At 61.7% G+C, this 24,429-nt stretch carries 21 protein-coding genes and 3 pseudogenes; 16 read left to right on the plus strand and 8 right to left on the minus strand.

Going from position 1 to position 24,429, the window contains the following annotated elements; all coding sequences use genetic code 11:
* Positions 1-112: 112 nt before the first annotated feature.
* The gene (locus tag CJEIK_RS07700; protein WP_230580688.1) at positions 113-346 is read right to left on the minus strand and encodes a recombinase family protein; all 234 of its coding nucleotides are present in this window, start codon (positions 344-346) and stop codon (positions 113-115) included.
* Positions 347-669: 323 nt separating this feature from the next.
* Between CJEIK_RS07700 and cmtR the strand changes: the two genes are divergently transcribed.
* Positions 670-1,029 carry a Cd(II)/Pb(II)-sensing metalloregulatory transcriptional regulator CmtR gene (gene cmtR, locus CJEIK_RS07705; protein ID WP_005293231.1) on the plus strand — a complete coding sequence of 120 codons (360 nt, stop codon included), beginning with the start codon at positions 670-672 and terminating at the stop codon, positions 1,027-1,029.
* Positions 1,026-2,918 (plus strand): heavy metal translocating P-type ATPase, encoded by a 1,893-nt coding sequence (locus CJEIK_RS07710; protein ID WP_005293235.1) that lies wholly within the window; start codon positions 1,026-1,028, stop codon positions 2,916-2,918. Before cmtR ends, CJEIK_RS07710 begins: the two co-directional genes overlap by 4 nt.
* Before the next feature lie 78 nt (positions 2,919-2,996).
* Here CJEIK_RS07710 and CJEIK_RS07715 read toward each other — a convergent pair.
* Positions 2,997-3,335, minus strand: a pseudogene (locus tag CJEIK_RS07715) (pyridine nucleotide-disulfide oxidoreductase); the annotation flags it as partial.
* A 107-nt stretch (positions 3,336-3,442) separates the two neighbouring features.
* Here CJEIK_RS07715 and CJEIK_RS11325 point away from each other — a divergent pair.
* Positions 3,443-3,688, plus strand: a pseudogene (locus tag CJEIK_RS11325) (LLM class flavin-dependent oxidoreductase); the annotation flags it as partial.
* Positions 3,689-3,734: 46 nt separating this feature from the next.
* Here CJEIK_RS11325 and CJEIK_RS07725 read toward each other — a convergent pair.
* The gene (locus CJEIK_RS07725) at positions 3,735-4,124 is read right to left on the minus strand and encodes a heavy metal-responsive transcriptional regulator (RefSeq protein ID WP_005293249.1); all 390 of its coding nucleotides are present in this window, start codon (positions 4,122-4,124) and stop codon (positions 3,735-3,737) included.
* Positions 4,125-4,222: 98 nt separating this feature from the next.
* Between CJEIK_RS07725 and merA the strand changes: the two genes are divergently transcribed.
* From merA to CJEIK_RS07740, 3 genes and pseudogenes are all read left to right on the plus strand, one after another.
* Positions 4,223-5,644 (plus strand): mercury(II) reductase, encoded by a 1,422-nt coding sequence (gene merA, locus CJEIK_RS07730; RefSeq protein WP_005293253.1) that lies wholly within the window; start codon positions 4,223-4,225, stop codon positions 5,642-5,644.
* The gene (locus CJEIK_RS07735; protein WP_005293255.1) at positions 5,641-5,991 is read left to right on the plus strand and encodes a hypothetical protein; all 351 of its coding nucleotides are present in this window, start codon (positions 5,641-5,643) and stop codon (positions 5,989-5,991) included. Before merA ends, CJEIK_RS07735 begins: the two co-directional genes overlap by 4 nt.
* 192 nt (positions 5,992-6,183) lie before the next feature.
* A pseudogene (locus tag CJEIK_RS07740) lies at positions 6,184-6,573 on the plus strand (peptide chain release factor I).
* Positions 6,574-6,576: 3 nt separating this feature from the next.
* Here the strand turns inward: CJEIK_RS07740 and ychF are convergent.
* A complete protein-coding gene (gene ychF / locus CJEIK_RS07745) occupies positions 6,577-7,662 on the minus strand; it encodes a redox-regulated ATPase YchF (RefSeq protein ID WP_011273881.1) in 1,086 nt (361 codons plus the stop codon).
* Between the two features lie 320 nt (positions 7,663-7,982).
* Here ychF and CJEIK_RS07750 point away from each other — a divergent pair, with 320 nt between their 5' ends.
* The 4 genes from CJEIK_RS07750 (at position 7,983) to CJEIK_RS07765 (ending at position 12,674) form a co-directional block, all read left to right on the plus strand.
* Entirely contained in the window at positions 7,983-9,647 is a 1,665-nt protein-coding gene (locus CJEIK_RS07750) for a sodium-dependent transporter (protein ID WP_034964410.1), read from the plus strand.
* Positions 9,644-9,823, plus strand: a complete 180-nt coding sequence (gene metS / locus CJEIK_RS07755; protein WP_005293263.1) for a methionine/alanine import NSS transporter subunit MetS — start codon at positions 9,644-9,646, stop codon at positions 9,821-9,823. The genes CJEIK_RS07750 and metS overlap by 4 nt, the downstream gene beginning before the upstream one ends.
* A gap of 73 nt (positions 9,824-9,896) precedes the next feature.
* Positions 9,897-11,714 (plus strand): AI-2E family transporter, encoded by a 1,818-nt coding sequence (locus CJEIK_RS07760; RefSeq protein WP_005293265.1) that lies wholly within the window; start codon positions 9,897-9,899, stop codon positions 11,712-11,714.
* Positions 11,715-11,741: 27 nt separating this feature from the next.
* On the plus strand, positions 11,742-12,674 hold the full coding sequence (locus tag CJEIK_RS07765) for a DUF6542 domain-containing protein (RefSeq protein WP_034964413.1): 933 nt from the start codon (positions 11,742-11,744) through the stop codon (positions 12,672-12,674).
* Between the two features lie 52 nt (positions 12,675-12,726).
* Here CJEIK_RS07765 and CJEIK_RS07770 read toward each other — a convergent pair whose 3' ends face one another.
* Positions 12,727-13,713, minus strand: a complete 987-nt coding sequence (locus CJEIK_RS07770) for a 4-hydroxy-3-methylbut-2-enyl diphosphate reductase (RefSeq protein ID WP_005293269.1) — start codon at positions 13,711-13,713, stop codon at positions 12,727-12,729.
* Positions 13,714-13,822: 109 nt separating this feature from the next.
* Here CJEIK_RS07770 and xseA point away from each other — a divergent pair, with 109 nt between their 5' ends.
* Positions 13,823-15,142 (plus strand): exodeoxyribonuclease VII large subunit, encoded by a 1,320-nt coding sequence (gene xseA, locus CJEIK_RS07775; protein ID WP_005293271.1) that lies wholly within the window; start codon positions 13,823-13,825, stop codon positions 15,140-15,142.
* A 4-nt stretch (positions 15,143-15,146) separates the two neighbouring features.
* Positions 15,147-15,434 carry an exodeoxyribonuclease VII small subunit gene (locus tag CJEIK_RS07780; protein WP_005293273.1) on the plus strand — a complete coding sequence of 96 codons (288 nt, stop codon included), beginning with the start codon at positions 15,147-15,149 and terminating at the stop codon, positions 15,432-15,434.
* 13 nt (positions 15,435-15,447) lie between these two features.
* On the opposite strand, the gene CJEIK_RS07785 is transcribed toward CJEIK_RS07780, so the two are convergent.
* Positions 15,448-16,086 carry a DUF4245 domain-containing protein gene (locus tag CJEIK_RS07785; RefSeq protein ID WP_005293275.1) on the minus strand — a complete coding sequence of 213 codons (639 nt, stop codon included), beginning with the start codon at positions 16,084-16,086 and terminating at the stop codon, positions 15,448-15,450.
* A 169-nt stretch (positions 16,087-16,255) separates the two neighbouring features.
* Here CJEIK_RS07785 and glpX point away from each other — a divergent pair, with 169 nt between their 5' ends.
* A complete protein-coding gene (gene glpX, locus CJEIK_RS07790) occupies positions 16,256-17,287 on the plus strand; it encodes a class II fructose-bisphosphatase (RefSeq protein WP_034964419.1) in 1,032 nt (343 codons plus the stop codon).
* A 176-nt stretch (positions 17,288-17,463) separates the two neighbouring features.
* Positions 17,464-18,867: a class II fumarate hydratase gene (locus CJEIK_RS07795; RefSeq protein WP_005293280.1), complete on the plus strand. Its 1,404-nt coding sequence runs from the start codon at positions 17,464-17,466 to the stop codon at positions 18,865-18,867.
* A gap of 847 nt (positions 18,868-19,714) precedes the next feature.
* Here CJEIK_RS07795 and CJEIK_RS07800 read toward each other — a convergent pair.
* Entirely contained in the window at positions 19,715-20,953 is a 1,239-nt protein-coding gene (locus CJEIK_RS07800; RefSeq protein WP_011113078.1) for an IS256-like element IS3506 family transposase, read from the minus strand.
* A gap of 339 nt (positions 20,954-21,292) precedes the next feature.
* On the opposite strand from CJEIK_RS07800, the gene CJEIK_RS07805 reads away from it, so the two are divergent.
* Together CJEIK_RS07805 and CJEIK_RS07810 are read left to right on the plus strand one after the other, a co-directional pair.
* Complete coding sequence (locus CJEIK_RS07805) at positions 21,293-22,033, plus strand: TetR/AcrR family transcriptional regulator (RefSeq protein WP_248623848.1); 741 nt, start codon at positions 21,293-21,295, stop codon at positions 22,031-22,033.
* Positions 22,030-23,619 (plus strand): MDR family MFS transporter, encoded by a 1,590-nt coding sequence (locus CJEIK_RS07810; protein ID WP_005293288.1) that lies wholly within the window; start codon positions 22,030-22,032, stop codon positions 23,617-23,619. Before CJEIK_RS07805 ends, CJEIK_RS07810 begins: the two co-directional genes overlap by 4 nt.
* Positions 23,620-23,647: 28 nt before the next feature.
* On the opposite strand, the gene CJEIK_RS07815 is transcribed toward CJEIK_RS07810, so the two are convergent.
* Complete coding sequence (locus tag CJEIK_RS07815) at positions 23,648-24,385, minus strand: GNAT family N-acetyltransferase (RefSeq protein WP_005293290.1); 738 nt, start codon at positions 24,383-24,385, stop codon at positions 23,648-23,650.
* Positions 24,386-24,429 lie beyond the last annotated feature (44 nt).

Here is a 24,429-nt window from a genome sequence, read left to right on the forward strand (position 1 = left end):
TGGAATTTGTCCTACTTTCGGCTCGTCGTACAGACGCCACTGGCGTATTTTGTCTCTGGGCAACGAGGGGGAGTTACCCCCACCTCCGGATGTTTTTAAGGTGCACCCCTGATTACGCTGTGGTGCGGGAGTAATTTTGTCCGACCGATCGGACTATCCACCGACGTGGGGCGGGTAGTTCGAGGTCCCAGCAGATGATCGCGTCGATTTCGCCGCGTTCAAAGGACGCCACCATGGCGTCGTAGTCGGGGCGAGCCACATTCTTCTTTGACGCGGAAATGGACTGATCGACGTAGTTATGTCCTATGTCCAACGTGCAAGCCACGCTGCTTTGCAATGGCTTCACAGTCCTGACGCTGCCGGTCGATGGTGAGGCCATCCACGTCAGCGTCTCGTGAGATACGAAGGTAAATAGGAGCGCGTGTTGTCAAACGCTATTAATAAGGCCCTTAGCTACACATTGAACTTAAACTCGACGGTATGTAGTTGCAAAGTTACTTTCTCGAGAACCTCGCCGCCCACGTCGCTCCCGCGTTGGGTGGCAGCCGAACCACAAAGGATCAGTCATCTGCTATCCCATCGACTAATTCTTGCAGGTCGCAGGACCTTCGCGTAACTGTCAGTTCAGCGCATTTTGAATAGTTCAGCACACGATGTATTGTTCAGCACATGCTGACCATTGTTTCACGCCTCGACGTCATGAACCGGCTCGGCCGGGCCATGGCGGATCCGACGCGCTCCAGAATCCTGATGACACTACTCGACGGCCCGAGCTACCCGGCCGTGCTTTCGCGCGACCTGGACCTGACCCGCTCGAACGTCTCGAACCACCTGACCTGCCTGCGCGACTGCGGCATCGTCGTCGCCGAGCCGGAGGGCCGCAAGACACGCTACGAAATCGCCGATCCGCACCTCGCGGCAGCGCTCAACGCGCTGGTGAACGCGACGTTGGCTGTCGACGAAAACGCCCCGTGCATCGACCCTGAATGCTCGGTGCCCGGCTGCGGCGAGAAGGGAGCGGACGCATGAGCTCGGCGTGTGGATGCGCACACGAACCCGCCACAGAGATCGAAGAACTCGATCGGCCATGGTGGAAGGACCCCGAGTTGCTACTGCCGATCTTCTCCGGCGTAGCCCTCGGCATAGGTCTGGCGCTGGACTGGTCCGGGGTAGAGACACCCGCGACAGTACTGTTCTGGGTCGGCCTGCTGCTAGGGGCGTATACGTTCGCGCCCGGCGCGATCCGAAACCTTGTCACGAAGCGCAAGCTCGGCATTGGTTTGCTGATGACGATCAGCGCGGTCGGCGCGGTAATCCTCGGTTACGTCGGAGAGGCCGCGGCGCTAGCGTTCCTGTACTCGATCGCCGAGGCGCTGGAAGACAAGGCAATGGACCGGGCACAGGGCGGGCTGCGGGCACTGTTGAAGTTGGTACCGCAGACCGCGACGGTGCTGCGCGACGGCACGTCGGTCAAGGTCGCAGCGAAGGACCTCGTGGCTGGCGAACTGATGCTCGTGCGCCCCGGAGAGCGGATCGCCACGGACGGCATCATTCGGTCTGGACGTTCCAGCCTTGACACCTCAGCGATCACCGGAGAATCCATTCCGGAGGAGGTTGCACCCGGCGACGAGGTGCCCGCGGGTGCGATCAACTCCGCCGGTGTGCTGGAAGTAGAGACGACCGCAGCTGGAACGGACAACTCGCTGACCACACTCGTCGACCTCGTCGAGCAGGCGCAGGCGGAGAAGGGTGACCGCGCCCGGATCGCCGACCGAATTGCCCAACCCCTAGTGCCCGGGGTGATGATCCTGGCGGTGCTGGTCGGCGTGATCGGCTCGCTGCTGGGTGACCCAGAGACTTGGATCACCCGTGCGCTGGTGGTCCTGGTCGCAGCGTCGCCGTGCGCGCTGGCAATCTCCGTGCCGCTGACGGTCGTGGCCGCCATCGGCGCGGCCAGCCAGTTCGGCGTGGTCATCAAGTCCGGCGCGGCGTTCGAGCGACTCGGTGGCATCCGTCACCTGGCGGTGGACAAGACCGGAACCCTTACCCGCAACCAGCCCGAGGTTACCGACGTGGTCCCGGCAGACGGATTCGATCCGGCGCAGGTGCTTGCCTTCGCGGCGGCAGTTGAGCAGCAATCGACGCACCCCCTCGCTGCGGCGATCGCGGCAGCGGTGCCCGAAGCGCCCGCCGCCCAGGACATCAGCGAGGAAGCCGGACATGGCATCGGCGGCACTGTCGAAGGTCGACGGGTGCTGGTGGGCAGCCCCCGGTGGATCGACGCCGGGCCACTAAAGGCAGACGTTGAGCGCATGGAGTCCGAGGGCCAGACCTGCGTCCTTGTCACCGTCGATGACGCCCTCTCTGGGGCGATCGGGGTCCGCGACGAGCTGCGGCCCGAGGTGCCCGAAGCCGTGCAGACCCTGCACGCCAACGACGTGGAAGTGAGCATGCTCACCGGCGACAACACTCGCACCGCCCGGGCGCTGGCTGAAATCGCCGGAATCGACGACGTGCGCGCCGAGCTTCGCCCGGAGGACAAGGCAAACATTGTCGCCGAACTCTCCTCCAAGACGCCGACGGCGATGATTGGCGACGGCATCAACGACGCTCCTGCGCTGGCGGGCGCGACGGTGGGCATAGCGATGGGAGCGACCGGCTCCGACGCCGCAATCGAGTCCGCTGACGTCGCCTTCACCGGCCACGACCTCCGGTTGATCCCGCAGGCGCTGCAGCACGCCCGTCGAGGCAGCAGGATTATTAACCAGAACATCGTGCTGTCTCTGGCCATCATCATCGTGTTGATGCCACTGGCGATCAGCGGTGTGCTGGGGCTGGCCGCCGTCGTATTGGTTCACGAGGTCGCTGAAGTCATTGTCATCTTGAACGGCCTGCGGGCCGCACGAGCGAAGCGCTAAGACACACCTTCGCCCAGCGCGCTGGCTCTCCAGCGCGGACCTTGGAAGGATCGAGCTGCTCAGGAACCAAGCGTCGCCTCAAAACTTTTGCTGCCGAGCTTCATCGACACGGTCCGCGACTACCTGGGCAGTGTGTTTGGCAAAGAGCCCCACACCCATCAGGGTTGCCGATCCGTCGCCGGTCCAGTTGCCATAACCGACTAGATGCAGATTCTTCACTGCGGTTTCGCGGCCACGCATGAGGTGGCGGAATGGACTGAGGGCCGGACGGAAACCAGTGCACCAGATCAGATGGTCGTGGTCGAGCTCGCTCAAGCTATCGAAGATGGGGGTAGCGGTGAGCTGGCCGGAGTCGCGGAGCTCACGTAAATGAGGAAGCGCGACAATGTCCCCGAGGTTCGGGCCGGAATCGCCACCGAGAATCCGGCGGTGGCTGCCCGCGTTAAACGTTGAACTTGAACTCTACGGTATGTCGTTGCAAAGTTACCCCCTCTCGTTAACACCATCAAAAGGAGTGTTATTCAATGAAAGCGATCGGCTTCTTAAGCTTCGGGCATTACGCCTTCGGCAGCTAGTGCGGGCCATCTGCGGAAAAGATCGCCAAGACTCGTCTGGAGATCACCCAGGCTGCGGACGAAATCGGCGTGAACAACGCGTCCTTCCGAGTCCACCACTTCGCGCTGCAGGCCTCCGCCCCGATGCCGCTGCTGTGTGCTATCGCGGCCACCACCAAAATCATCGAGGTGGGCACCGGCGGCATCGACATGCGCTAGCGCATATCGGGGTTGTAGCGTTTGAGTCATTGACTCCCGCCGTCTACAAGTACCTACACACTTGATCGGTGCTGCACGTTTCAGGATCCGGGTGCGCGGCGTCCTGGCTAAGGTCCGCGATAGTGTCGCGCAGCACGGAGAGCTGCGCGATCTGCTGCTCGATCTCAGCGAGGCGCACGTCAAGCAGGTCGCGCACGTGCCCGCAGGGCGCATGGCCGCCGTCGCGGATGTCGAGGATCTGGCGGATCTGGGCGAGGGTGAGGCCCGCGGCCTGGCCGCGGTGGATGAAGTCGATCCGGGCGACCGTCTCGGGCGCGTAGTCGCGGTATCCGGACGGCGTGCGCTCGGTCGGGGGTAGAAGGCCCTGTTCCTCGTAGAAGCGAAGGGTCTTCGCGGTAGTGCCCGCCCTCTCGGCGAGTTCTCCGATCCACATTGCTGTCTCCCTCCGTGGCCGCGCTTGACCTTCCCCTGCACTGGAAGGTCCAGTATGGCTGAGACAGAGCAGAAAGCCAAGAGTTGACAGGAGTAGCGATGCCTACGAAGTACGATCTCGCCATCATCGGATCGGGAGGCGGCGCGTTCGCCGCTGCGATCCGCGCCAGCACGCTCGGGAAGTCGGTGGTGATGATCGAGCGCGGGACGCTCGGCGGCACCTGCGTGAACACGGGCTGCGTCCCGTCGAAGGCGCTCATTGCCGCGGCCGGCGCGCGGCACGTCGCGGTCGACGCCGCAACCCGGTTCCCCGGGATCGCGACGACGGCGGATCCCGTCGACATGCCCGCGCTGATCGCTGGGAAGCAAGCGTTGGTGGAGTCGCTGCGCGGCGAGAAGTACGCCGACGTCGCCGACTCCTACGGCTGGCAGGTCCTCCGCGGCGACGCCTCGTTCGTGGGCACCCCTGATGCGCCGGTTCTCGATGTTGCCGGATCCGACGGAAGCGTCGAGACCATCGAGGCCCACCACTACCTGGTCGCGACTGGTTCTCGCCCGTGGGCACCGCCGATCGACGGCCTGGAGGAGACCGGATACCTGACCTCGACCACGGCGATGGAGCTGACGGAGGTCCCCGAGTCGCTGCTGGTGCTCGGCGGCGGCTACGTCGCCCTGGAGCAGGCGCAGCTGTTCGCCCGCCTCGGCTCGCAGGTCACGCTGCTCGTGCGGTCCCGGCTCGCCTCGAAGGAGGAGCCGGAGGTGTCGAAGGCGCTCCAGGAGGTGTTCGCCGACGAGGGCATCCGCGTCGTCAGCCGCGCAGTGCCCACCCGGGTCTCCCGCGGCACGGGAGGCGAGGCCGTCGTGACCGCCGCCTTGTCCGGCGGCTCGCAGGAGTTCCGCGCCGACCAGGTCCTGGTCGCCCTCGGACGCCGTCCCGTCACCGATGGCCTGAACCTCGATGCGGTCGGGGTGAATACCGGAGACTCCGGCGAGGTGGTCGTCTCCGACCGGCTGCAGTCCTCGAACCCGCGGGTCTGGGCCGCGGGCGACGTGACCGGGCACCCCGAGTTCGTCTACGTCGCCGCCCACCACGGCACCCTCGTCGCCGAGAACGCGTTCGCCGACGCCGACCGGTCCGTCGACTACGCCCGCCTGCCGCGGGTGACGTTCACCGGGACCGCGATCGGCGCGGTCGGGATGACCGAGAAGGACGTCCTCGCCGCGGGGATCCGCTGCGACTGCCGCGTCCTGCCCCTGCACCACGTGCCCCGCGCCTTGGTGAACCGCGACACCCGCGGGTTCATCAAGATCGTCGTGAACGCCGAGACGAAAGAGATCCTCGGCCTGACCGCCGTCGCCAAGGACGCCGGGGAGCTCGCCGCCGCAGGCGTCCACGTGCTCGGCAGGACCGTCGCCGAGGTCGCCAACGCCTGGGCCCCCTACCTGACCATGGCCGAGGGCATCCGGATCGCCGCGAAGGCCTTCACCACCGACCCGTCGCTGCTGTCGTGCTGCGCATGAACGGCAACGCAGGCAATCGGGGAGATCTCATCCTGAAGCAGACGATGAGCGCCGATCAGGACCGCGACGAATGGCGCGCCGGTCCCGTCGTCGCTGCAGTGACCGGGCTGCTCTTGCTGGCATGCTGCGCGCTTCCGTCGCTGCTCTGCTGCGGCCTGCCGTTCATCGCGGCGGGCGGAGCACTCGCAGGCGTCGGTGGGCTCCTCGGTAATCCCTGGATCATCGGTGCCGGGACCGCCGTCGTGATGGCCGTCATGGCGGGGATGCTCGTCAGGCTACGGCGGCGGCACCGGCGCCGCAGGTCCGGCTGCTGCGAAAATCCTTCGACCGCTGATCGGAACCGGTAGTTCGAGCGGATCCAGCGATCACTGCCACCTGCGGAGGCCGCTGAAATCGAAGCCCGACGGGAGAAGGAGGAGCAAAAAGCGTTCGAATCAACCGGTGACGAGGATAATACTGAGGCTGGATCCCGGCCGTCGCGACGCGGTCTCCGCTTCCGCCGAGACGAGAAAGGGTTGTGGGCACCTAGGCTGGGCGGCATGAACGACATGACCATAGCGCCCGGCCCGGGGATCCCCGACGGTGCGGTCATCGCCGCCGATCTCGCGGAGCGTTTCGCGAAATCGTCGACTCCGGGCGGCCAGGGCGTCAACACGACGGACGGCAAAGTCCAGCTTTCCATCGATGTCGCCGAATGCGCATCGCTTACCGACGCCCAGCGTCACCGTATCTCGCGCAACCTCGAGCACCGCCTAGACGGCTCCGTCTTTACCGTGACTGCGTCGACTCAGCGGTCTGTGTTTCGCTAGTGGTCCTCTCGCTTGCACCTGCGACACAGCCTCGTGCCCCCGGGCCGTAGCGTTCGGGGGAGCACAATAGCCCCAGTCCTCATCACGTCCCGGGATCAAAGAGTTCATCGCAGAGGTTAAGCACTACACGTTAAACTTAAACTCCACCACGTCACCGTCGGCCATCACGTAGTCCTTGCCTTCCTGGCGAACCTTGCCGTGGGCGCGAGCCTCCGCCATGGAACCAAGCTCGTCCAGGTCCTCAAAGGCCACGATCTCGGCCTTAATGAAGCCCTTCTCGAAGTCCGTGTGGATCACGCCGGCCGCCTGCGGGGCGGTATCACCCTGGTGAATCGTCCATGCGCGGGCTTCCTTCGGCCCAGCAGTCAGATAGGTCTGCAGGCCCAGCGTTGCGAAACCAGCCTTCGCCAGCGTCTGCAACCCCGGTTCAGTCTGCCCGACGGATTCCAGCAGCTCAGCCGCCTCCTCGTCGTCCAGCTCCAGCAGGTCCGCCTCCGTCGCGGCGTCCAGGAACACGCAGTCCGCAGGAGCCACCAGCTCGCGCAGCTCCGCCTTCTTCGCGTCATCGGTCAGCACAGACTCGTCGGAGTTAAACACGTACAGGAACGGCTTGGCCGTCAGGAAGTGCAGATCGCGCACGGTTGCCAGGTCGATCTCCCCCTGCGCCGCGGCGCTCGACAGCGTGCGGCTATCCTCCAGGATTTCCTGCGCCTTCTTGGCTCCCTCGACCTGCTCGGCCAGATCCTTGTTCTTCCGCGCTTCCTTCTCCAGGCGCGGCAGAGCCTTCTCTACCGTCTGCAGGTCGGCCAGGATCAGCTCCGTCTCAATGACGGAAATGTCGCTGGCGGGGTCCACACGTCCATCGACGTGGATCACGTTGTCGTCGGAGAATGCACGCACCACCTGGCAGATCGCGTCTGCCTCACGGATGTTCGCCAGGAAGGCATTACCCATACCCTCGCCGTCGGAGGCGCCCTTCACGATGCCGGCGATGTCCACAAAGGAAACAGTCGCGGGCAGGATGCGCTCGGATTCGAAGATCTCCGCCAGGCGCGTCAGGCGCGGGTCCGGCAGCTCCACCAGCCCCACGTTGGGCTCAATGGTCGCGAACGGGTAGTTCGCAGCCAGAACATCGTTGCGGGTCAGGGCGTTAAACAGCGTGGACTTGCCCACGTTGGGCAGGCCAACAATTCCAAGAGTAAGAGTCACGTGCCCCATCCTATCGCCCGGCCGTCGCTGCCTCCAATGCGCCCTTTCTATTGCCTCTATTGCCATACTTATTGCTTCTTTTTGACGCCCACCGCTGCCCACCCAAAGCCGCTCCAGTACCCCCACATACCCCAGACCGGCTACCCCCGCCCTTTCATTAGGTAATCAATCCGAGGAAAGAATTGTGAAAACCCACTATCAGAGCCTGTCAACCGCCATATAGTAAGTGCACCTTAGAAAACCTTGAGGCTTTACCACCCATTAAGCCACTTCTCTTAATTCTTCGCCTTGCGAGATGCCTGCTAGAAAGTTGCACCTCAATGACCACTTCATCCTCCTCGCCTGAAGCTAGCACCCGTCAGAGACGGGAAACATTCAACACCCGCCTCGTGTTCCTCATGGCCGCAATTGGCTCTGCGGTCGGCCTGGGTAACATTTGGCGCTTCCCCTACGTCGCCTTTGAAAACGGCGGCGGCGCCTTCCTGATCCCCTACCTGGTCGCGCTCCTCACCGCGGGTATTCCCCTGCTGTGGTTCGACCTTGCCATGGGTCACCGCTTCCGCGGCTCCACTCCCCTGACATTCCGCCGCACCAGCAAGTACGCAGAGCCGATCGGCTGGCTGAAGGTAGGTGTGAACTTCTTCATCGCGGTCTACTACGCCGCCATTATCGCCTGGGCGGGTATCTACACCTGGAAGTCCATCAACAAGACATGGGGTGAGGACGCAGAGTCTTATTTCCAGGCTGAATTCCTGAAGCTTGATGACTCCTCTGCATGGACCGGTGACTTCGTCATCCCGGTTCTGCTGGTCATGGTCGCCGTCTGGGCGATCTGCATCTTTACCCTGGCTCGCGGAATCAACGAAGGCATCGGCCGCGTCACCATGTTCTTCGTGCCGGTACTGATCGTCCTGTTCGTGGTCATGGTGGTCCGCGCCCTGTTCCTCGACGGTTCTGCCGAAGGTCTGAACACATTCTTCATCCCTAACTGGAGTGTGCTGTCCGATACTTCCGTATGGATCGCCGCTTATGGCCAGATCTTCTTCTCCCTGTCCATCGGCTTCGGCATCATGATGACCTACGCCTCTTACCTCAAGCCGCGCACGAACCTCACCGGCACCGGTATGGTCACGGCCTTCGCTAACTCCTCCTTCGAAGTTCTGGCCGGCATCGGCGTGTTCGCCACCCTGGGGTTCATGGCTGCCCAGTCTGGCACCTCCGTCGAGGAATCGGTCTCCGGCGGCATCGGCCTGGCGTTCATTGCCTTCCCGACCATCATCAACGAAATGCCGGCGGGACCCCTGTTCGGCGTGCTGTTCTTCGGCTCCTTGTTCCTTGCTGGCATTACGTCGCTCATCTCCATCATGGAGGTTGTCATCTCCGCTGTGAAGGACAAACTGAACCTGTCCCGTGAGGTCGCCTCGATCAGCATTGGTGGCATCATGGCCGTCGTCTCCTGCCTGCTGTTCTCCACCACGTCCGGTCTGATCACCCTGGACATCATGGACAAGTTCACCAACAACCTGGGCATCGTGATCTGTGCCGTCGCCGCGGTTCTGACCATTGGTTGGATTCAGGGGCGCCGTAACGAAATGGCGCAGCACCTCAATGCTGTTTCGGAGCTGCGTCTGGGATTCGTGTGGCAAGCTTGCGTATTCGCCATCACCCCTGTGGTGCTGCTGTACTTCCTGTTCGAGGAAGTCCGTACCCTCCTCTCCGAAGGCTACGAGGGCTACGCATCCGGGACGATCTTCGCTTACGGCTGGTTGGTGCTCATCATCATCGGCCTGGGCGCGGTGGTATGGAGCTTCGTGCCTTTCCGCGGCAACCTGTTCCTCGATGGTCTACCGAGTTCGGACTACGGCGTGCCTCCAAAGGGTCGGCCGAGTGGCACTCCGAACCCGCTCGCCAATGGCGCTGCCACCGCCGCTACTTCTTCCACCAGCTCTAACAATGGCCCTAACAATGGAAAGGAACTGTCATGACCGGCCCCGCAATTCTCCTGATGGCCCTGTTCATTATCGTGATCTGGGGTGGGCTCGTTGCAGCGATTCTTATGCTTGCGAAAACGGATGACGCCACCACCGGCGAGCTGGGATCCGCACCCGGCACGGACAACGATTCCCTGCTCAAGGTGAACACGTCCTCCGCGGCACATTAAGCCGCCTATCAACACGCCCAGGGAGCGCGTCATAAACTCCCGTTTTGGACCTGCGTGAGGCAGAATAGGGAGAATGAACTCCCAGAACCCTCACGACAGGTCCTTTCCCTATAAGGATGGCCGTGACTTTGCAGACTTCATCGCAGGGTCCCATCGACTAGATACGGAAAACATTCCCATCCCGGGGGACGACAGGGACGAAGAACGCCTCGGCCATGGCCAGTTCGCTGACGAACCGGAGGCCGCCAAGCACCCAACAATCAGCCCCGACTCCCCCGAGGCCGAGCTGGTCGAGGATAGGCGAGCAGAAACTGCCCCCACAGTGGTGGAAAAGGGGGACTCCTACGTCCAGGAGCGCAACACCGCCCGCGCCACGACAGGCATGGAGAAGCCACTGGATGAAGATCACGAGCCAGACGGAGAAACGGAAACTGACGATCGTCCTGGGCTTCGCTCGCACGCCGCAAAGGTCAAGAAGAAGGATAAGAAGCCTGCTAAGAAATCTCCTGTCGATGAGCAGCTAAACCCTGAACTACGCGACCGCGCGGAGGTCATCGGCACCACCGGTCGCTGGTTTGCGGGCTGGTGCTTGCGCTTTATCATCATCGCCGCGGCGCTGTACCTGGGATTCCAGGTATTCGGCAAGCTCTGGGCCGGCATTCTGCCGGTCTGCCTGTCGGTGATCGTATGTACCGTGCTGTGGCCGGTCGTGCGCCTGCTCCGCAAGTTGAAGATCCCCAACAGCTTGGCTGTGCTGATCTCTATCCTAGGCTTCTTCGCCCTCATCATCGGCACCTTCGCCGCCATCGCGCCCAGTGCCGTGGACCAGGGTAAGACGATCGTCAACCAGGCCAGCGACGGCATCGGCCGGATCCAGGACTGGCTGCAAGGACCCCCTGTGAATTTGCAGGAAAGCCAGTTCAACGATGGTGTCCAGCAGATCACCGACTGGCTGCAGAACAAGTCCGGCGACATCGCAACGAGCATCGCCGCCTTCGGTACGGAAACCGCTTCCCTGCTGGTCACCCTCTTCGTGATGCTGGTGCTGACGTTCTTCTTCCTGAAGGACGGAGAGAGCTTCCTGCCGATGCTGCGCCGCGTGACGGGCCGCCGCGTCGGCTGGCACCTCACTGAGGTTCTGACTCGTTGCTGGAACACCCTGGGCGGCTTCATCCGCACCCAGGCCATCGTGTCCGCGATCGACGCTATCTTCATCGGCCTGGGCCTCGTGCTGCTGAACGTTCCGCTGGCCGGCCCGCTGGCTATCCTGACGTTCTTCGGCGGCTTCATCCCCATGGTCGGCGCTTTCGTCGCCGGCGCGCTGTCCGTGTTGATCGCACTGGTGGCAGTCGACTTCAACACCGCCGTTATGGCACTGCTCCTGGTCGTTGCCGTCCAGCAGCTGGAAGGCAACATCCTACAGCCGGTGCTGCAGTCCCGCGCGATGAACGTCCACCCTGTCATCATTCTGCTGTCCGTCACCCTGGGCTCCACCCTGTTCGGCATCATCGGTGCCTTCCTGGCAGTGCCCTGCGCCGCTATGATCGCTGTCATCCTGCGATACATGGGCGACCTGACGGACCTCGCCACGGGCGAAAAAACCTCTCAGGATATCGAGTTTGCTACCACCGCGGGTTCTCTCACAGGCGAACAGTCGGAGCGTGCCGCCCAACGCTGGCAGGAGCTGCGCAAGGCCATGATGTTGAATAGCTCCGGCAAGACTGATCCTGCCGATTCCACCAAGGCCACGACTGCAACGGAGGACAATGACGATCCCGCGGAGGCGGCGGCCGACGCGAACGAGGGGGCGTCATCCCTCAGCGACAAGAGAGCACAGATCCGCGGTAAGGTGCAGTCAATCTATAAGTCCCTCCGTGGCAATAACGAGTAGAGCGAGCCAAAGAAGTAGCATTACCCCGTGACCGAAAGCAGCCGACACAGAAGCAACAACCGCTCCGTACACCGTGGCGTACGCAGCCGCGGCAAGGCTGAGGTGGCGCATGATGATTCACCGGCGCACTGGTTCCCCGTCTGGGCACCCGTACTGGTGATGCTGGCCATTGTCTTCACCGGCCTAGTGCTCGCCAATGGCGATACCACGATCCCGACTCTTTTCTTCGGCCTCTTCGCCGTAGGAATGATTGCCTCTACCATCTTCGTCGAGCCGCGCGGACTCTTCATCACCGTCGCTTCGTTCCCACTGTTTTACCTGTTCGGATCGCTTTTGATTGGCTGGTTCAGTTCCGGAAGGGCGACAATTGCCAGCCGGAAGACGAAGGTCATCACCTCGATCTACCCCGCCATTGAGCACTACCTGTGGCTACTGATCCCCTTCCTCGTCGCAGTGGGTATTGCGGTTTTCCGCTGGTGGAACTTCCGCGAGTCCCTCACCCGCAAGGCCGCGAAGCTGGAGATGCAGCGCCGCCGTCGCAGCGAATCCGACCGCAGCAATATTGAGACCTACGGTCGCGCACAAGAGCGTTCGCACGCTCGAAGCCACGCGCGCAGAAGTGCTCGTTCTTTTAATGACGCCCCCAGCTACGAACCGCGGAAACGTTCAGAACGAACGGCACAGCGTGGAACCCGCATTCCCCGGGGCGGGGATTCGGTTCCTGCCCCCTATCAGGAGCGCGCCGCCAGGAGCTTGGATAGGGATTCCGACAGGAGCATCGATAGGGACGAGGAATTCCTGCGCCTTGGAGAGACCTCCAGCGCCGACAACTCCCGTACTAGCGCCAAGCGGGTCACCCGAAGCTCTGAGGAGTTACGCGAGAACGCTCAGCGCCGCCGGATCCCCTTCCCGGAGCGGCGCATGTCCCCCAAGCGCTACCTCGACGACGAGCGCGAATAGCTGATCTGGCTCTGGCGCTCTGCGGTTAGCTCCCCCCCCTATCGGGTTTGGTTTATTTCTGGGTCCGCGGCGGACGCAGCTCGCGTGGCAGGGAGAAGATCAGATCCTCTGTGGCGGTGGTGACTTCCTCCACCTCGCCGTAGCCCTTCTCCGCCAGCAGCTCCAGCACACCGCGAACGAGGATCTCCGGGACGGATGCGCCTGAGGTTACGCCGACGTGCGTCACGCCATCCAGCCAAGCGGGATCGACCTGCTCTGCGTAATCCACCAGATGGGCATCCTGCGTTCCGTGCTGCAGGGCTACCTCCACCAGGCGCTTGGAGTTGGAGGAGTTCTGCGAACCAACCACGATCATGAGCTCCACCTTCGGAGCGATGGCCTTGACCGCGACCTGACGGTTCTGAGTGGCGTAGCAGATGTCATCGGACGGCGGATCTTGGATGTGCGGGAACTTCTCGCGCAGCAGTTTCACGGTTGTCATAGTTTCGTCCACGCTCAGGGTGGTCTGGGACAGCCACACCAGCTTCGTATCCTCCGGGAAGTCCAGCGCATTCACGTCGTCCTCGCCGTCGACCAGGTGGACGACATCCGGGGCCTCACCCGCGGTGCCCTCGACCTCTTCGTGGCCGTGGTGGCCGATCAGAATGATCTGGTATCCCTGCTTAGCGAAGCGCGTGACCTCGTGGTGGACCTTGGTGACGAGCGGGCACGTGGCGTCAAAAGTCTTCAACTCGAGCTGGCGTGCCTCCTCGTGCACGGCGGGCGATACACCGTGCGCCGAGAACACCACATTGGAGCCACGAGGAATCTCCGAGGTCTCGTCGACGAAGATCACGCCGCGATCCTCGAAAGTCTTCACAACGTGCTTGTTGTGCACAATTTCCTTACGCACGTACAGCGGCGCACCGTGCTTTTCCAAAGCCTTCTCGACGGACTCGACGGCACGATCGACTCCGGCGCAATAACCGCGCGGAGCAGCTAGATAAACCTTCTTCGTGTCGGCAGTTGCCTCGGTAGTTGGGGTAGTCATGTGCCCCATCGTAATGGAAGTACCTGACAGTGCCCATCCCCTGCCCATCCGCTGCCTTTGTACTGCTCATCCACTGGTCATCAACTGGTGTCCGAGCCGTCATTTAGAATGCATAACCATGAGTGTTCCAAACTCCCCTGAAGCCCCGTGGGCGGTCGGGCAGCTAAACGACCAGGTGAAGAACTGGATCCAAAGGTTGGGGTTCATCTGGGTAGAAGGCCAGGTCACGCAGGTAAACATGAAGAGCACCTGGCGGTTTTCCTACATCACTCTGCGCGACGTGAACCTGGAAGCTTCGGTCTCCCTGACCGTGGAGACGAGCGCGCTGAAGAACCTGGCCACTCCGGTGAAAGACGGCGACCGCATTGTCGTGCACGGCAAGCCGTCGTTCTATTCCAAGCGCGGCAGCTTTTCCCTGTGGGTCACGGAAATCCGACAGGTCGGTATCGGCCAGCTGCTCGCGCAGATCGAACAGCTGAAGAAGGCCATGTTCGCCGAGGGACTTTTCGATCCCCGCTTGAAGGCCACCCTGCCCTTCCTGCCCACCACCGTGGGTTTGATTACCGGTCGTGGTTCGGCGGCGGAGCGGGACGTGATGGAGGTGGCCAAGCGCCGCTGGCTCGCAGTGCGCTTTCGGGTGATTAACACAGCAGTCCAAGGCCCGAAGACGGTTCCGCAGGTCGTCGATGCTCTACACGAGCTGGAGCAGGACCCGGCGGTCGACGTAATCATCGTCGCCCGTGGCGGTGGCTCTGTGGAAGATCTGCTGCCGTTTTCCGAAGAAGCACTGGTTCGCGAGGTATCCCGCCTCCGCACCCCGGTGGTTTCGGCCATCGGGCACGAGCCGGACAATCCCCTGCTGGACTACGTGGCCGACGTCCGCGCGGCCACTCCCACAGATGCGGCCAAGACAGTGGTCCCGGATGTGGTTCAGGAGCTGCGAATCATCAGCGAAGCACGCCAGCGCGGCGCCGGTGCCCTGCGTAACTGGGTCTCACACGAGCGTAAGGGGCTGGCGCAGATCCGCACCCGGCCCGTGATGGCGGACCCCAGCCTGCCAGTCACCCGTCAGAAAGACATCATCGCGGAGGCTCTGCAGCGCAAGGATCGCGCGCTCGGCGTGCATGTCCGTTCGCTGCGTTCCTCCATCGAATCGCTGAAGGCGCAGGTCAATGCCCTGGGGCCGTCCCAGACCCTTGCGCGTGGCTATTCCATCGTGCAGGTCATTCCGCGTGACAAATCTGGAGCCCAGGTGGTCACCACGGTGGATCAGGTTGATCCCGGTTCACAGCTGCGCATCCGGGTCCCTGACGGATCCATCACGGCCGCGGCGATGGGTGTACAGGCGGCGCCTGGGGGCGTCATGAATAGAAACAGCAACACCACAGACAGTACCGGCAGCACAGACAGCACCGAGAACAGCACAGGAGAGGCTTAAGACGATGGCGAACAACACCAGCAACGGCACCAACAACACCGAAAACGGCGAGCAGCAGAAGTTTCGCCCACTCGACCAGCTGAGCTACGAGCAGGCACGCGATGAACTGGTGGAGGTTGTGAAGATCCTCGAGCTCGGGCAGATGAGCCTCGACGAGTCGCTGAACTACTGGGAACGCGGCGAGGAGCTGGCCGCATACTGTGAGGACTACCTCAATGGCGCATCCAAGCGCATCGAGCAAGCGCTACAGCAGCGCGAAGCACGCAACGCCGAGGCGCAGGGCGAAAGCTAGCTAGCGCCTGGGGCTAGTTAGCTGTTTCGGCGCTACTGGGCTCGGCAGCCGCTCCCGCAGCATCGGGACTGTCGGAAACGTCGGTGACGTCAATTGGCTGCGTCGCAGCAATCTTCTCTGCGGCAGTGCGAGTCTGCTCGTGGGAGGCCATCGCCTCTATAGCCAAGCGCACATCCCCCAGGTCAGCGACCCACAGCGGGCGGGCGTCGTCTCCGGTGAAGATGTGCCACTCGACGTCCCCCGTGGTCTCCGTTCCAGTCTCTTCCCGCACGGAATCATCAGGCTGAGAAGCAGCCTTAAAGTCGGCACCGGTTTGGGTCAAGGAAATGTAGTTCTCCCCGTTAATAACCCAACCGACCAGGCTCGACGGCTCGCCGCCGACCATCACACGACGGGCGGAGTTGGCCACCCAGCCTTCCGGCATCTCCGGATTACGGATCGGGAAGTCGAAGGTCCGGGCATCCATCTGCAGCACAGTATCCTTGTCGACCTCCTGCACAGGACCCGAGCGATCAGCCTCTCCAGGGTTATAGGAGCACAGGCCCGTAAACCCGACCGTCAGGAACATGGCAACCAACAGCACCACCAGGGAAAGCACAATGTCCTTGGTGGATTGAAACGCACGGGGTTTTTGAATCTGCACGCCCGCCATTATCGCATTGCCTCCGCTGGCCTGGCCAAATCAACCCTAGGTAAGGCTGGACGGCAAAAGATAGGGCAAAGCATGAAACAACGCCCGGGGTAAATGAGGCACAATGGAAGAAGAGTGGAAACAATTACCTATCAGCCACCAATCAGCAACAGAAAAGAGCTTGAAGATCATGTCTACTGAGCACATCCCTGCTGTCTCCCCCAACCCGGAGGCTCCGGATCGCAACCTGGCGATGGAGCTGGTCCGCGTGACCGAAGCCGCCGCCCTCGCCTCCGGCAAGTGGGTTGGCCGTGGACAGAAAGAATCCGGTGACGGCGCAGCCGTGGATGCGATGCGCCAAATGATCAACTCCGTGGAAATGGACGGCGTTGTCGTGATCGGCGAGGGCGAGAAGGACGAAGCCCCCATGCTGTTCAACGGCGAGCAGGTCGGCACCGGCAACGGCCCGGCAGTGGACATCGCCGTCGACCCGGTCGACGGCACCACCCTGATGGCCGAAGGCCGCCCGAACGCCATCTCCGTGATCGCCGCCGCCGAGCGCGGATCCATGTACGACCCGTCTGCTGTGTTCTACATGAAGAAGATCGCCGTTGGCCCGGAGGCCGTGGGCAAGGTGGACATCGACGCTCCGGTCGCTGACAACATCAACGCCGTGGCCAAGGCCAAGGGCACTGTCCCGGGCGACATCACCGTCGTCGTGCTGGACCGCCCACGCCACGAGGATCTGATCCGCGAGATCCGCGAGGCCGGCGCGAAGGTCCGCCTGATTGGCGACGGCGACGTTGCAGGTGCCGTGGCAACCGCCCAGGACACCGCCACCAACTCCGTGGACATCATGATGGGCATCGGCGGCACCCCGGAGGGCGTTATCGCCGCCGCCGCCATGAAGTGCATGGGCGGCGAGATCCAGGGCAAGCTGTGGCCGAAGGACGAGGCTGAACGCCAGAAGGCCCTGGACGCAGGCCACGACCTCGACCGCGTGCTGACCACCAACGACCTGGTGAACTCCGAGCACTGCTACTTCGTCGCCACCGGCGTGACCAACGGCGACATGGTGCGCGGTGTCTCCTACCACCAGAACTCCGCCACCACCCGTTCCCTGGTCATGCGCTCTCGCTCCGGCACGATCCGCTTCATCGAGTCGCAGCACCAGCTGGCGAAGCTGCAGTCCTACTCCGTGCTGGATTACACCCGTAACTAGCCCTTTTTATGACGCCCCCACGCCGCCGCCGTACAGCAGGCCTTTTAGGTAGATTGGGCGGTGTCCGTGCGGGGCACGAAAGACTATCCGCTTTCCCACGGTTCCCGGTTTTGAGCCCTTTGGTGGGTTCGAAGCGGGAGGCGTCAAAAACCTAAGAAGATAAAGGTGATGAAAGAATGACCGAGCAAGAATTCCGCATTGAACACGACACGATGGGCGAGGTTAAGGTTCCCGCCAAGGCTCTGTGGCGTGCGCAGACGCAGCGCGCGGTGGAGAACTTCCCGATCTCCGATCGCCCGCTGGAGTCCGCCCAGATCCGCGCGATGGGTCTTTTGAAGGCGGCCTGTGCACAGGTGAACAAGGACCGTGGCCTGCTGACCGACGAGCAGGCGGATGCCATTATCTCCGCTGCGAAGGAAATCGCTGACGGCAAGCACGACGCTGAGTTCCCGATCGACGTGTTCCAGACCGGCTCCGGCACCTCTTCCAACATGAACACCAACGAGGTCATCGCCTCCATCGCCAAGAACAATGGCGTGGAGATCCACCCGAATGACCACGTGAACATGGGGCAGTCCTCCAACGACACGTTCCCGACCGCTACCCACGTGGCCGCCACCCAGGCTGCTGTCAATGACCTGATTCCGGGTCTGAAGGTTCTGCAGGAATCCCTGGCTAAGAAGGCCAAGGAGTGGGAGACGGTTGTTAAGTCCGGCCGCACCCACCTGATGGATGCCGTCCCAGTGACCCTGGGCCAGGAGTTCTCCGGCTACGCCCGCCAGATCGAGGCAGGCATCGAGCGCGTTGAGGCCACCCTGCCCCGCCTGGGTGAGCTGCCGATCGGTGGCACTGCAGTCGGCACCGGCCTGAACACTCCGGCTGACTTCGGCGCGAACGTTACCGCCGAGCTGGTGAAGCTGACCGGCGTGGAGCAGCTGCGCGAGGCTGAGAACCACTTTGAGGCACAAGCCAACCGCGATGGCCTGGTTGAGTTCTCCGGTGCTATGCGCACCATCGCTGTCTCCCTGAACAAGATTGCCAACGACATCCGCTGGATGGGCTCCGGCCCGCTGACCGGTCTGGGCGAGATCCACCTGCCGGACCTGCAGCCGGGCTCTTCCATCATGCCGGGCAAGGTCAACCCGGTTCTGTGTGAGACCGCAACCCAGGTTGCTGCACAGGTCATCGGTAACGACGCTGCCGTTGCCTTCGGCGGTTCCCAGGGTGCGTTCGAGCTGAATGTGTTCATCCCGATGATGGCCCGCAACGTGCTGGAGTCTGCGAAGCTGCTGGCCAACACTGCCCGCGTATTCGCGGAGAAGCTGGTCGACGGCATTGAGCCGAACGAGGAGCGTATGCGCACTCTGGCTGAGTCCTCCCCGTCCATCGTTACCCCGCTGAACTCTGCCATTGGCTACGAGGCTGCTGCGAAGGTTGCTAAGACTGCTCTCAAGGAGGGCAAGACCATCCGCCAGACAGTTATCGACCTGGGCTTTGTCGACGGTGAAAAGCTGACCGAGGAGGAGCTGGATAAGCGCCTCGACGTCCTGGCTATGGCAAACACCGACCGCGACAAGTAGGCGAAAGCTAACTACTGACGCTGTTTTGTGGCCAGCTGGCTGGCTGGTCGGCAAGCTGACTGGCTGGTTGGCACGCTGGCCAGTTGGCCGGCACACTGACAGGGCCGCACTTGCCGGGGCATCCTGGCTGGTCATCCTGGATGGTCATCCTAGCTGGCCATCCTGGATGGCCCGCAAGCTGGGTCGACTCACCCGCTGTTGTTTTCCGAAGGCACTAGTAGGCATTAGCGCTACTAGTAGGCACTAGCCACCACCTTTGGAGGAGTGACGGCGGGTTTTCTATTTGTCATGCATCTGACCCCTGTCCCTCTGGCCCTCTCGCCACCGCCGAAGGGGCGAAATGTCGCTAGACCGAGAATATGCACTGCGCCTCGGCCGACTTCACACAATCACAACGCGCTGAACTGGGATTTTACTTTACTGGAACCTGATCCCATTAACGGACTCTCGTTCTAGCGACATTCAGCCTCTCCAGCACCGACCAATACCCACTATTTGCCACTACACCGCCAACCAACCACTATCCTTCAAAAGCTATTGGTCACACCAGCACCACACGTTTCATAAATGTCGGAAAAGTTGCAAAACACCTCCTCGCCAAAATTGGCACCTTCCACAACACCCCCGTGACCTGCATTTTTACACTATTGAAAATCTACTCCGACAAGGTTGTGCAACTTTTCCGACAATCGACCCTCTGGAATGCAACTTTTCCGACACTTAACCACCGGCGAACCGAAACACACTGGCCCGCCACCTGAGTTACGCAGCACCCCCAACTGGGTCAAGTCCGGTGTAGTGGTGTAGCCGTTTGTGCTTTCGGCTCGATATGAAGTTCGGGGCTTGGTTAGGCGGTTAGCTGGTGGTGGTCGTCACGATGTTCTCCTGGGTGGTGCATGAGGTGCTTGGTGTGTTCGAGTGCGGTCAGTGACATGTAGCGTTTTTGTTGGATCCAATCGTCGTGTTGCTCGGCTAGGACCGCACCGACAAGCCGGATGATGGATTCACGGTTTGGGAAAATGCCGACGACGTCGGTGCGCCGGCGGATCTCTCGGTTTAACCGTTCTGTGGGGTTGTTTGACCACACCTTCGTCCAGACTGGTTTCGGCACTGCGGTAAACGCCAGTACTTCATCGAGTGATTCCTCCAAATACGCCGCGACGTGAGGGAATTTCGGCTCCAGTAGGTCGACAACTTCGCGGGCTTGAGCCCAAGTGGATGTGGCGTCAGGTTGCTGGAAGATTGTCTGGAACATCGCAGAGACCATCGGCCATTGTGTTTTCGGGACCTTTTCGTAGAGGTTCTTCGCGAAATGGGTGCGGCACCGCTGCCACGACGCATTGGGCAGCACTTCGGAAATGGCGTGCTGGATGCCTTCGTGGGCATCACTGGTGATAAGGAATACCCCAGTAAGTCCGCGGGCTTTTAAGTCCTGGAAGAAGCCTTTCCACGACGCGTTGGATTCCGCGGTGGCGACGTGCATGCCGAGCATTTCGCGATACCCGTCGGCGTTGACTCCGGTGGCAAGCAGCACTGAGCATTTGACCACCCGGCCGCCTTCACGGACTTTGATCGTGAGCGCATCGCACGATAAAAAGGCGTACCCGCCGGGGTCTAGTGGGCGGTTTTTGAAGTCTGCGACCATGTCGTCGAGTTCTTCTGACATGCGTGAGACTTGCGATTTCGACATGCTGGAAATCCCAAGTGTAGCCACCAGATCATTCATCCTGCGGGTGGAAACCCCCTTAAGGTAGCACGTGGCGATCACAGTCGATAAGGCTCGTTCTGCTCGTGAGCGGCGCTCTAACAGCCAGTCTGGGAAGAACGCGCCGTGGCGCAGTTTCGGCACCGCCACGTCGATCGTGCCGACACGGGTGTCAAGGTCGCGGTGGCGATACCCGTTGCGGTGGTTGACCCGCTCGGTGGATACAACCCCGTATTCGGCGCCGCAGACGGTGTCAGCCTGGGCGGAGAGGATCTGGTTGATAAACCCTTGCAGCATCTGGCGCATCAAATCCGGAGACGCTTGGGCCAGCAAATCATCCAGATAGGTTGTCGGGTCGATAGAATACGGTGCAGCGGTCATCGTCATAGGCCTTTCGGTGAGATGTGGTAGTTGAGTTGAAAGGCTAACTGGCGGTGGCCGCCCACTACTTTCCGGGATCCACCATCAGCAAGCGTTACACCACACTAAGGGACGCAACCCCCCAACTGCCACGCGAACTCCATCACTCCGCCACAGCGCACCCCCCCACAGCGCAAACTGCTAGCCACAGCACTCCACAGCGCAAACTGCTAGCCACAGCGCACCCCACAGCACCCCACAGCGCGAACCGTTACCCACGACACCCCCAGCAAGGCCGTATGAAAAATCACACAAACCTTGCACTGGATACAACTTTGCACTGGGTGTAACTTCGACTAGGTGACTAACTCAAACTGCTCAGATACCTCAGACCCCACATCCATGGGACTGCGCGAGCGCAAGCGCCTGGAGACCAGGCTACGAATCGAGGACGAGGCCACCCGCCTCTTCCTCGATCGTTCCTTTGATGGAGTCACTTTGGAAGATGTCTGCGAAGCAGCAGGTATTAGCCGCCGTACCTTTTTCAACTACTTCTCTTCAAAGGAGCACGTTGCGGTCGGTAAACAACCCCCATTGCTCACCAAGGACGACTTCGACAAGCTCGAGAGCTTCTCCCCCGCACAGGGCAGCCTGCCTCAATACCTCTACGACATGCTGACCAAGAAGCGCATCGAGGAGGCCAAAAAATCGGACAATGCCAACCTCGATCCGGAACTTGCGGAGTCGATACGGTGGCGTCGATCCCAAATAATAGAGAGATTCCCCAGCCTGGCACTCTCGAAGCTCGTCAGCTACGAAAAGCTACGCAGCGACCTCGCCGAAGCGGTGTGCAAGAACCTCGAAAGCCATCCGGGCAACCGCAGCACCGACATGGAGGCGATGGAGGAAGCGCACCTCATCGTCACCGCGGCAACAACGGTGCAATGGGCCGCAGCAACCTCAGCCGCACGGCGCGGCAGAACCCTGAACAGCACAAAGGACTTCGACATCGCGCTTGTCGGCCTGCAAAAGATCTTCAGTGCCATCGAACCAGCCACCCCCGAGCCAACAGCAGAAACAACCAAGGAGAACCGCCCATGAAAGATACTCGCGAAGAAGCCGCAGCGGCCAAGGCGCGGCTCGACGCGGCAGAGAAGCAGCGCCAGGAAAACAACAACAATGTCCCCCTAGTCTTTGGCTGCCTGATGCTTGGCATGCTGATGTCCTCGCTGGGGCAGATGATCTTCTCCACCGCTCTGCCCACCCTCGTCGGTGAGCTTGGCGGCGCCAACAAAATGAGTTGGGTCATCACCAGCTTCCTGTTGACCATGACCATCGGCATGCCCGTCTACGGAAAACTGGGCGACCAGATGGGCCGCAAGCCGCTGTATCTGCTGGCAGTAACTCTGTTCCTGGTCGGGTCCGTCCTCGGCGCGCTGGCGCAGAGCATGAACATGATGATCGTCGCCCGTGGCGTGCAAGGCCTCGGTGCGGGCGGCCTGATGATCGGTGCCCAATCCATCATCGCCGACGTGGTTCCCGCCCGTGACCGTGGCCGATACATGGGCATCATGGGCGCCGTCTTCGGCCTGAGTTCCGTACTGGGGCCTCTGTTGGGCGGCTTCTTCACCGACGGTCCCGGCTGGCGCTGGGCGCTCTGGTTCAACGTGCCGCTGGCAGTCATTACGATCCTGATGGTTTTCTTCAACCTCAAGCTGCCGAAGCGCGGCTCGCGCGCACACTTGGACGTCCCCGGTACGGTTTTGATGGCCGGCGCAACCAGCTCGCTGATTCTGCTGCTCACCTGGGGTGGTCGAGATTACGCCTGGTCGAGCCCCGTCATCATCTGCCTGGGTATCGCGGCAGTCGTCTTGGCCACACTGTTTGTGCTGGTGGAACGCAAGGCCAAGGATCCGCTGATCCCGATGCAGCTGTTCACTGTCCGCAATTTCGTGGTCACCACAGCGGCCGGCACGATCACGGGTGTGGTCATGTTTGGCGTATTGGCTTACATGCCGACATACATTCAGATGGTTCACGGCATGACCCCCACCAAGGCCGGTCTCATGATGATTCCGATGATGGCCGGAATGATCGTTACCGCCACCGCCTCCGGCCAGTACGTGTCCCGCACGGGTCGCTACAAGTGGTTCCCCGTCGCGGGTCTGCTCGTTGCCGCCACGGCGGTTGGTCTTATGGGGCTTTTTGACGCCCACGATTCCCTCGTGCACCTCGGTCTTGTTTTGGCTCTCATGGGTGTTGGCCTGGGGCTTTCGATGCAGATCCTGGTGCTGATTGTGCAGAACTCTTTCCCAATCTCGATGGTGGGAACTGCGACAGCTTCGAATAACTTCTTCCGCCAGATTGGTGGCACGGCGGGCTCTGCGATTATCGGTTCGCTGTTCACACACCGCGTGGCGGATCTGATGGGTCAGCGGGTGCCCGGCGCGCTCAAGGAGTTGGGTCCGCAGGGGGCTGAGTTTGCGAAGGACTTCCAAGGCGGTGGCAGTGCGCGGTTGACCCCGGAGATCGTCGATACGCTGCCTGGCCCGTTGCATGACGCGATTATTACCTCGTATAACGACGCCCTCGTCCCAGTTCTCGGGGCTATGGCGCCGGTGGCCGTGTTGGCTGCGCTGATTCTGGTCTTGGTACGTCAGGACACCCTGAAGGAGACCATCGAGTAGTCCCCGTTGGGATCCTGCGCTTGGAAAGTTACTTGGTCTCTTCTGCCGATCCCTCAGCGTTGCCCTCGTCGGAGCGCTCCAGGTTTTCCTGGTAGTACTTCCAGGCCGGGCCACCCTCAAGGATCTTCTCCATCACCATGTTGTGGCGCCACGTGCCCTTCTTCGGCCCGTAGTTCATGTGGGACATGCAGTGGAATACGCCCACTTCCTCGAATCCTCGGGAGACGTGCAGCCGCACGGAGCCCTCGTTCTCCGGGAAAATGCTGGAGTGCATCGCCCAGTGGCCCTGCTCGGCGGCGTCCTTGAGCAGCCTATCGAGCAGGCTGCCGGCCACACCCTTGCCTGCGGCATCCTTGTGGACGTAGATCGAGTCCTCCAGCACTCCGTCGAACACGTCACGGTGGCTGGCGGATGTGGCGGTGATCCACCCCAGGATCTTCTCCCCATCCTCGCCCAGGCCTGCGGCTGCGGCGGCTGCGGGATCCGTGTCGATGGCAACGAAAGAGAGCTCGGGCAGGCGGTGGCGCATAAAGTCTTCCCACGCTTCGGGCGCGTTTTCCTCAAAGGTCGCCTCGCCCGTATCCATACCGGTCTGCAGGATCTTCTGGACTTGCGGATAGTCCTTCTCCTCCATCAGGCGGATGGAGATTGCCTGCTTGGCACTGTTCTGGGCGTTGTTGCCAGCGTTGCTATCTGCGGCGCTCCCTGCAGTGTTCACAGAGTTCCCAGTATTCGCAGTGTTCCCTGCGGTGTTCGCGGAAGTCATGGAAGAAATTGTGCCCTAAAACCCATCGTTTACGCCACCTGACT

The sequence above is a fragment of the Corynebacterium jeikeium genome (genome assembly GCF_028609885.1).
In the GTDB taxonomy this organism is placed as follows: domain Bacteria; phylum Actinomycetota; class Actinomycetes; order Mycobacteriales; family Mycobacteriaceae; genus Corynebacterium; species Corynebacterium jeikeium.

Bases quoted from the DNA above. Each gene is read 5' to 3' on its own strand.
- merA (WP_005293253.1), top strand. From the start codon at position 4,223: ATGCCTACGAAGTACGATCTCGCCATCATCGGATCGGGAGGCGGCGCG.
- CJEIK_RS07815 (WP_005293290.1), bottom strand. From the start codon at position 24,385: ATGACTTCCGCGAACACCGCAGGGAACACTGCGAATACTGGGAACTCT.
- CJEIK_RS07810 (WP_005293288.1), top strand. From the start codon at position 22,030: ATGAAAGATACTCGCGAAGAAGCCGCAGCGGCCAAGGCGCGGCTCGAC.
- CJEIK_RS07760 (WP_005293265.1), top strand. From the start codon at position 9,897: ATGAACTCCCAGAACCCTCACGACAGGTCCTTTCCCTATAAGGATGGC.
- CJEIK_RS07770 (WP_005293269.1), bottom strand. From the start codon at position 13,713: ATGGGGCACATGACTACCCCAACTACCGAGGCAACTGCCGACACGAAG.
- CJEIK_RS07750 (WP_034964410.1), top strand. From the start codon at position 7,983: ATGACCACTTCATCCTCCTCGCCTGAAGCTAGCACCCGTCAGAGACGG.
- CJEIK_RS07795 (WP_005293280.1), top strand. From the start codon at position 17,464: ATGACCGAGCAAGAATTCCGCATTGAACACGACACGATGGGCGAGGTT.
- CJEIK_RS07785 (WP_005293275.1), bottom strand. From the start codon at position 16,086: ATGGCGGGCGTGCAGATTCAAAAACCCCGTGCGTTTCAATCCACCAAG.
- xseA (WP_005293271.1), top strand. From the start codon at position 13,823: ATGAGTGTTCCAAACTCCCCTGAAGCCCCGTGGGCGGTCGGGCAGCTA.
- CJEIK_RS07800 (WP_011113078.1), bottom strand. From the start codon at position 20,953: ATGACCGCTGCACCGTATTCTATCGACCCGACAACCTATCTGGATGAT.
- CJEIK_RS07735 (WP_005293255.1), top strand. From the start codon at position 5,641: ATGAACGGCAACGCAGGCAATCGGGGAGATCTCATCCTGAAGCAGACG.
- metS (WP_005293263.1), top strand. From the start codon at position 9,644: ATGACCGGCCCCGCAATTCTCCTGATGGCCCTGTTCATTATCGTGATC.
- cmtR (WP_005293231.1), top strand. From the start codon at position 670: ATGCTGACCATTGTTTCACGCCTCGACGTCATGAACCGGCTCGGCCGG.
- glpX (WP_034964419.1), top strand. From the start codon at position 16,256: ATGTCTACTGAGCACATCCCTGCTGTCTCCCCCAACCCGGAGGCTCCG.
- CJEIK_RS07725 (WP_005293249.1), bottom strand. From the start codon at position 4,124: ATGTGGATCGGAGAACTCGCCGAGAGGGCGGGCACTACCGCGAAGACC.
- CJEIK_RS07780 (WP_005293273.1), top strand. From the start codon at position 15,147: ATGGCGAACAACACCAGCAACGGCACCAACAACACCGAAAACGGCGAG.
- CJEIK_RS07710 (WP_005293235.1), top strand. From the start codon at position 1,026: ATGAGCTCGGCGTGTGGATGCGCACACGAACCCGCCACAGAGATCGAA.